Consider the following 6,506-nt stretch of genomic DNA (forward strand, 5'->3'; position numbering starts at 1 on the left):
AGGCAAAGAGTTTTTCCCTGCATTGAAAGAATTCATGACATCTGGCCCTATCATGGTTCAGGTACTTGAAGGTGAAAATGCGATTGCTCGCTACCGTGAGTTAATGGGCAAAACCAATCCAGAAGAAGCTGCATGTGGCACAATCCGCGCTGACTATGCATTAAGCATGCGCCACAACTCAGTCCATGGCTCTGATAGCCCTGAGTCAGCAGCTCGCGAAATCGAGTTCTTCTTCCCACAGTCAGAGTTATGTCCTAGATAATCGTTAGGCATATTGAACAATGAACATGCTGCTTGTCGCTTTTATGAGCAGCATTTTTATTCTGAGAAAACTTTATCAGTTAGGCAAAATTGGCTCATTAAGTGCTGATTAGCTGCTAATATTGGTGAGAAAAGTTTTTTTTACATACAGTGCATGCAAGGGTATCAGTCTTGACAGATTGTGATATACTCTGCGCGCAATTTATACCTTATAAACAGAGTAAGACAATGGCAGATTTATCAAAGTACAGAAACATTGGTATTTTCGCGCACGTTGATGCGGGTAAAACTACCACCACTGAGCGTATCCTTAAGCTTACTGGTAAAATCCACAAAACTGGTGAAGTACACGACGGTGAGTCTACAACTGACTTCATGGAACAGGAAGCTGAGCGCGGTATTACTATCCAGTCTGCTGCTGTAACATGTGAGTGGAATGGCCACCGCCTAAACGTTATCGATACTCCAGGACACGTTGACTTCACAGTAGAAGTATACCGTTCACTTAAAGTTCTTGACGGTGGTATCGGTGTATTCTGTGGTTCTGGTGGTGTTGAGCCTCAGTCAGAAACTAACTGGCGCTACGCGAACGATTCAGAAGTTGCTCGTCTAATCTTCGTAAACAAACTAGACCGTATGGGTGCAGACTTCTTCAACGTTGTTGATCAAGTGAAAAACGTTCTTGGTGCAAACCCACTAGTAATGACTCTGCCAATCGGTCGTGAAGACGATTTCGTTGGTGTTGTAGACGTTCTAAACCGTCAAGCTTACGTATGGGATGACACAGGTCTACCAGAGAACTACGAAATCAAAGAAGTTCCAGCGGACATGCTTGATGACCTAGAAGCGTACCGTGAAGAGCTAGTTGAGACTGCTGTAGAGCAAGACGACGACCTAATGGAAGCTTACATGGAAGGTGAAGAGCCTTCTATCGAAGACCTTAAGCGTTGTATCCGTAAAGGTACACGTGACCTAGCGTTCTTCCCAACTTTCTGTGGTTCTGCGTTTAAGAACAAAGGTATGCAACTTATCCTTGACGCTGTTGTAGATTACCTACCAGCTCCAGCAGAAGTTGATCCTCAGCCTCTAACAGATCCAGAAACTGGTGAGCCAACTGGCGAAGTAGCAATTGTATCTCCAGATGAGCCACTAAAAGCGCTAGCATTCAAAATCATGGATGACCGCTTTGGTGCACTAACATTCGTACGTATCTACTCAGGTCGTCTGAAGAAGGGTGACACTATCCTTAACTCAGCAACTGGTAAGACTGAGCGTATCGGTCGTATGTGTGAGATGCAAGCTGATGAGCGTAACGAACTGACTGAAGCGCAAGCTGGTGACATCATCGCTATCGTTGGTATGAAGAACGTTCAAACTGGTCACACTCTATGTGATCCTAAGCACGAATGTACTCTTGAAGCTATGATCTTCCCAGAACCAGTAATCTCTATCGCTGTAACTCCTAAGGACAAAGGCGGTTCAGAGAAGATGGGTATCGCTATCGGTAAGATGGTTGCAGAAGATCCATCATTCCAGGTTGAGACTGACGAAGAGTCTGGCGAAACTATCCTGAAAGGTATGGGTGAACTTCACCTAGACATTAAGGTAGATATCCTTAAGCGTACTTACGGCGTTGAGCTTGAAGTAGGTGCTCCTCAGGTAGCTTACCGTGAAACTATCACTCAAGCAGTTGAAGATAGCTACACGCACAAGAAGCAGTCTGGTGGTTCTGGTCAGTTCGGTAAGATCGACTACCGCATCCGCCCAGGTGAGCCAAACTCTGGCTTCACGTTCTCTTCAACAGTTGTTGGTGGTAACGTACCTAAAGAATTCTGGCCTGCAGTTGAGAAAGGTTTCGCATCTATGATGGAAACTGGTGTTCTTGCTGGCTTCCCTACTCTAGACGTAGAAGTTGAACTATTCGACGGTGGTTTCCACGCAGTTGACTCTTCAGCTATCGCTTACGAAATCGCTGCTAAAGGCGCATTCCGTCAGTCTATGCCTAAAGCGGGTGCACAACTTCTTGAGCCAATCATGAAAGTTGACGTATTCACTCCAGAAGACAACGTTGGTGACGTAATCGGTGACCTTAACCGTCGTCGTGGTATGATCAAAGACCAACAAGCTGGTACTACAGGCGTTCGTATTAAAGCTGACGTTCCTCTATCAGAAATGTTCGGTTACATCGGCCACCTACGTACTATCACTTCTGGTCGTGGTCAGTTCTCTATGGAGTTCGGTCAATACGCACCATGTCCAGCAAACGTTGCTGAGCAAGTAATCGCAGAAGTTAAAGAGCGCAACGAGAAGAAGTAATTCTTTTAGTTAGCTAGATAGCTTTGAAAGCCCCAGTCGAGAGACTGGGGCTTTTTTTATCTCGGGCTACCGCTATCAATAATCTCTAAACCTAACTGATCTAATTTGCGGCACTCTGCGGCTTGAGCATAGATCCACTCGCAAAAACGCTTGATTTTCTCTCGCTTAAAATAGGCGGTAGGTGCACAAAGAAAGTATTTGTAATCAGTGGTTTGAGCTAGATTACCAATTCTGACCAGTTTACCTTCATCGATGTAGCGCTGGGCTAACGTATGTTTGGCGAGAGCAACACCTTGAACGGCAAGAGCCCCCTCTAGAACAAAATGGGAACCATTGTATTTTAGTGACGGCTTAGAAGCCTTGTGGCCGATGTTGTTAAGCCAAATTCCCCAATCTAGATCGCGCCAATAGTCTTCAATTAAGTCTGCCCCTGTAAGGTCACTGAGCTCATATATGCCATGTTGTTGTTGATAGATAGGGTGACAGACGGGATAGAGTAACTCTTCAAACAGAAGTTTACTGGTGATGTTTGGGTAGTTTCCAGGTCCATAGCGAAGGCATAAATCGAGATTAGAGTTCTGAAAGTCAACCAGTTCACTGGTGGGCTCGATCATCAGTTCTAGGTCGGGGTTTTGCTGCCTAAAGTGACCGATTCTAGGTACAAGCCAATGCTGGGCGAACGATGGCAAGGTTGAGATAGACAGTTGGTTCGGATTAGGATCTTGGTTAACTTGCCGAACACCTCTATGTATGTGTTCAAACCCGCGTTGTGCCTGTTCATATAGGATCTCGCCTTCCATGGTCAAGGCTACTTTACGGTGCTGGCGTAGGAAGAGTTCCACACCGAGGAAATCTTCTAGCTGGCGGATCTGTTGGCTAATTGCCGCAGCAGTGACATAGAGCTCTTGTGCGGCGAGTTTGAAACTCCCTAGTTTGGCTGCGGTATAAAAGTAATAGATTCCCTGAAGAGGTGGTAATCGTTCTTTCACTTTAGTTTTCCTTAACTGAGAGTCAATTTGTATCGTTTGAGGCTTGCCGTACTATGGTCGATTATTAACCCACTAAATACAAGAGGGGTAAATAATCATGGAAACTTCAGAGTTTGGCTACAAACAGAAACTATCTGACACTTTAGTTTGGGATAAAAAAATCTTAACTCTAGTTAAGCGCTGGTGGCGTAACTATCGCACTCGTCAACAGCTGAAAGATGTACCCGCACACTTACTCAATGACATTGGCTTAACCAAAGAGCAGGCGCACCAAGAGAGCATACGCCACTTTTGGGATAAATGAACCTGTTGGGCTACTCAGTGATTTCGCTGTGTAGCCAATGAGCGAAAGCCGCGATCCGTTGCCTACGAGGGGATTCACTATCATAGAAGAGGTTAAACTGAATGCCGGGCGTCATACCAATATCGAAAGGTTTGGTAAGTAGCCCTCGTTCCACATAGTCACTGGCCAATGAATCTGACGCAAGGCAGGCTCCATGGCCCGCCATTACGGCATTCATGGCATGATCAAAGGTACTGACATCCATCCACTGTACAGACTCTTTATTCATGGTGACACCTGCTTGAGCAAACCACGTCTGCCAAGGGTAACCTCCTGACTCATAGTGGATAAGCCAAGTATTAAGTAATTGCTCAGGGCTTGTTAGCTCAATGCTTTGCGCGAGTTGAGGCGAGCAGAAAGGGAAAATAGTTTCCTCAAAAAGAAACTCTTTATGCAGCTTTTGCTCTGTGTTGCTATCTAGCTTTTCTCCTTGCCAAATCGCAAGGTCAGCATCGCCCTGTTTTAGGTTAGGGGCGTCACAGCTTGTGATAATACGGATTGGGATGTTGGGATGTTGAAGGGAAAACTTCCACAATCGAGGCAAGAGCCAGCGTGAAGCAAACGAAGGCGTCGAGCTCACACATAGCAATCCTTCAACAGGCTCGCTTTGGATTTGATTCAGGCCAGTAACTATGTTTTCAAAGCCTTGTGAAACATGTTTGAATAGGATCTTACCTTGCTCGGTGAGGCGCATTTCTCGGCCATCACGAACAAACAGCTTACAGCCAAGGCCATCTTCCAGTTGGCGTATCTTCTGACTGACCGCGGCTTGGCTGATAAATAGCTCTTCCGCTGCTCGACTATAGCTATTGAGTCGTGCCGCGACTTCGAAGTAGCGTAATCCCGGTAAGTGATGCAGCCTTGCATCCATATCTAATCCCTAAGTCTTGTCCCTTTGACATGGCATCATAATTGGTTTGAGCAGAAAAGCAAAAGGAGAGCCGAGGCTCTCCTAGGATTCGTGAGCGTTAGGTTACTCTTCCCACACAACCAATTGCCCTTTCGGCCAGTTCTGACCGACCTCGTGATATTTTTGTTCTAGGACGTGGCGCTTGATCTTCAGCGTTGGTGTTAAGATCCCGTTTTCAATGCTCCAGGGGTCTTTGATCATCAATACGCCTTTAATCTGCTCATGTGACTCAAGTTCCTGGTTCATTCGTTTAATAACTTTTTTGGTCGTTCTCTCATATCGAGCTCGATCAAAGTTCGGGAAGTCGTGAGGAACGACGAGCAGAATAGGAGCAGGCAAGCCAAGTCCTATTAAGCACATCATCTCCACACGGCTGTACTCAAATAGCTTCTTCTCAATAGGTACAGGCGCGACAAATTTTCCTTTCGCGGTTTTAAAGGTGTCTTTCTTACGTCCCTGAATTGTTAAGTAGCCTTCGCTATCAATAGACCCAATGTCGCCAGTATGTAACCAACCCTCGGGGTTGAAGGACTCCTGGGTAGCGATGTCGTTCTTGTAGTATCCAGCGAACAGACCTTTACCACGCACCAAGATCTCTTCATCATCAGCTATTTTAAGCTCGATGCCAGGTCCTGCATTACCAACTGTACCTATTTTATCTGCGCGGAACGGATAGTTGATGGTACTGTAAGCAAAAGACTCGGTCATGCCCCATGCTTCGGTGATGTTCAGGCCAACAGTGTGGTACCACTCGAGAAGAGCAGGGGAGACAGGCGCGGAACCACAGCCCAATACTCGTGCTTGATCTAAACCTAAGCCGTCAGCAAGTTTCTTTTTAATCAGCGAGTTGACGAACGGTATCTTCAGCAGAATGTTGAGTTTCTTCTGTGGCAACTTATCTTGGATACGTTGTTGAAACAGGGTCCATAGCCTCGGAACTGAGATGAATAGCGTCGGACGATGCATTTTTACATCTTCAATGAAGGTATCAAGCGACTCTGGGAAGGCGGTTTGAACACCACCTTGAATCGATGAACCGAAGATGTAAACACGCTCAGTGATGTGAGCGAGTGGCAAATAAGAGAACAAACGGTCGTTCTCTTCGATACCAATATGGTCAATAAGCTGTTTTACCGACCAGTTGAATGCGCCGTAGGTCAACATAGCGCCTTTTGGTAGCCCTGAGGTACCGGATGTATAAACTAGCGACATGAGTTTGTCGTCGTAGTGCTCCGGTCGGCTCTTACTTGGCTCTACAGAAGCAATCATATCTTTGAACTGATGTTTACAGTTTGGCGCGCTATCGTAAGGCAGTGCAATGGTGATTAAGTCTGGCATAGAGTCAATCACTTGCTGAGTTGCTACTGAATCATCGAGCTTACCGCCAATTAAAGCTTTACTTTCACTGTGTGTAACACAGTATTCAATTGTATCTGCACCAGCGGTAGGGAAAATTGGAACACTGATGAAATCGCCTAACATCATCGCAAGATCGCAGATAAACCATTCGGCACAGTTTTTGGAAACCAAAGCAACTTTGTCACGTGGTTTCAGTCCTAAATCATTGAGTGCAGTGACGAGTTTTAACGCTTGTTCTGCGACTTCTGAGTAGGTGTACTCGACAAACTTTCGGTTGATAATCTGTTTTAAATAGACTTCATTTGGGCGTTCCTCTGCCCATTTTAAG

General features: G+C 45.8%; 6 protein-coding genes. 3 read left to right on the forward strand and 3 right to left on the reverse strand.

Annotation, left to right across the window (positions count from 1 at the left end; all coding sequences use genetic code 11):
- Both QTO00_RS12015 and fusA read left to right on the forward strand, forming a co-directional pair.
- On the forward strand, nt 1-262 hold a 262-nt coding region (locus QTO00_RS12015; RefSeq protein WP_331425030.1), incomplete at its 5' end, for a nucleoside-diphosphate kinase.
- A 227-nt stretch (nt 263-489) separates the two neighbouring features.
- Nucleotides 490-2,577, forward strand: coding sequence for an elongation factor G (gene fusA, locus QTO00_RS12020; protein WP_331425031.1), 2,088 nt, complete (start codon nt 490-492; stop codon nt 2,575-2,577).
- Between the two features lie 56 nt (nt 2,578-2,633).
- On the opposite strand, the gene QTO00_RS12025 is transcribed toward fusA, so the two are convergent.
- Entirely contained in the window at nt 2,634-3,566 is a 933-nt protein-coding gene (locus QTO00_RS12025; protein ID WP_331425032.1) for a LysR substrate-binding domain-containing protein, read from the reverse strand.
- Nucleotides 3,567-3,663: 97 nt separating this feature from the next.
- Between QTO00_RS12025 and QTO00_RS12030 the strand changes: the two genes are divergently transcribed.
- Entirely contained in the window at nt 3,664-3,870 is a 207-nt protein-coding gene (locus tag QTO00_RS12030) for a DUF1127 domain-containing protein (RefSeq protein WP_331425033.1), read from the forward strand.
- Between the two features lie 10 nt (nt 3,871-3,880).
- On the opposite strand, the gene QTO00_RS12035 is transcribed toward QTO00_RS12030, so the two are convergent.
- Both QTO00_RS12035 and QTO00_RS12040 read right to left on the reverse strand, forming a co-directional pair.
- Nucleotides 3,881-4,780 carry a LysR substrate-binding domain-containing protein gene (locus QTO00_RS12035; protein ID WP_331425034.1) on the reverse strand — a complete coding sequence of 300 codons (900 nt, stop codon included), beginning with the start codon at nt 4,778-4,780 and terminating at the stop codon, nt 3,881-3,883.
- 102 nt (nt 4,781-4,882) lie between these two features.
- A partial coding sequence (locus tag QTO00_RS12040; RefSeq protein ID WP_331425035.1) for an AMP-binding protein occupies nt 4,883-6,506 on the reverse strand: 1,624 nt, incomplete at its 5' end.

The organism is Vibrio sp. M260118, assembly GCF_036533755.1.
In the GTDB taxonomy this organism is placed as follows: domain Bacteria; phylum Pseudomonadota; class Gammaproteobacteria; order Enterobacterales; family Vibrionaceae; genus Vibrio.